We start from the raw sequence: 642 nt of genomic DNA on the forward strand, positions 1-642 counted from the left end.
TGCCTTACAATGGTGAACATAGAAGTACTCTAGCAATAAATAATTAATATTTTACTTGTTTATTGCCTCAGTTCTTTGTTGGCGCTAGTTATTTATTTTCATTTCACCATAATTCTCTGTCCTGCATAAAATTTCTGCATTTAATTCCAGTAGGTTTATTTTTCCAAGCTTTAAATCTGTCAAAATTGTTCCTTTGCGTTTGCAATCACCAGCGTAATTCAATTCCGTAAACTTTGATAAGTCCATTGTTCTTGTTAAGCGTAGCTTATCTCCATTGTCAGTTTCTGCGATGAAGAAAATTAGCGAGTCAGAAAGATTCGCATTTAATTCTGTCAAATTTTTTATTTCCACAATGCTTGGCCAAACATTTAGGTTCTGTTTTTCAATTATTGACTTTTTTAAATTATAAATTCCAATCGATTCATATTCTACGGAATCCATTTCATTTTCAGCAGATTTAATTCCACCTCCAATAGAAATCCAGTAAACAATTACAATCATTATAATTGCCATAGTTGAATAGATAAAAAGATGTTTGTCGATTTTCATAATTAGTGCCAACGGTCTCGGCTATGAGTAGTTGCGTGGGTTAGCACTTAACTTTACAAGTACACACCAAGTTGGAAATTCCGCAGGAATTTC

Annotated in this window: 1 protein-coding gene; it reads right to left on the minus strand. The window is 32.7% G+C overall.

Going from position 1 to position 642, the window contains the following annotated elements; genetic code table 11:
• Window positions 1-84: 84 nt before the first annotated feature.
• The gene (locus tag WA340_RS03845; RefSeq protein WP_336127359.1) at window positions 85-549 is read right to left on the minus strand and encodes a hypothetical protein; all 465 of its coding nucleotides are present in this window, start codon (window positions 547-549) and stop codon (window positions 85-87) included.
• Window positions 550-642: the final 93 nt, after the last annotated feature.

The organism is Mesoflavibacter sp. CH_XMU1422-2 (assembly GCF_037029245.1).
Lineage (GTDB): Bacteria > Bacteroidota > Bacteroidia > Flavobacteriales > Flavobacteriaceae > Mesoflavibacter > Mesoflavibacter zeaxanthinifaciens.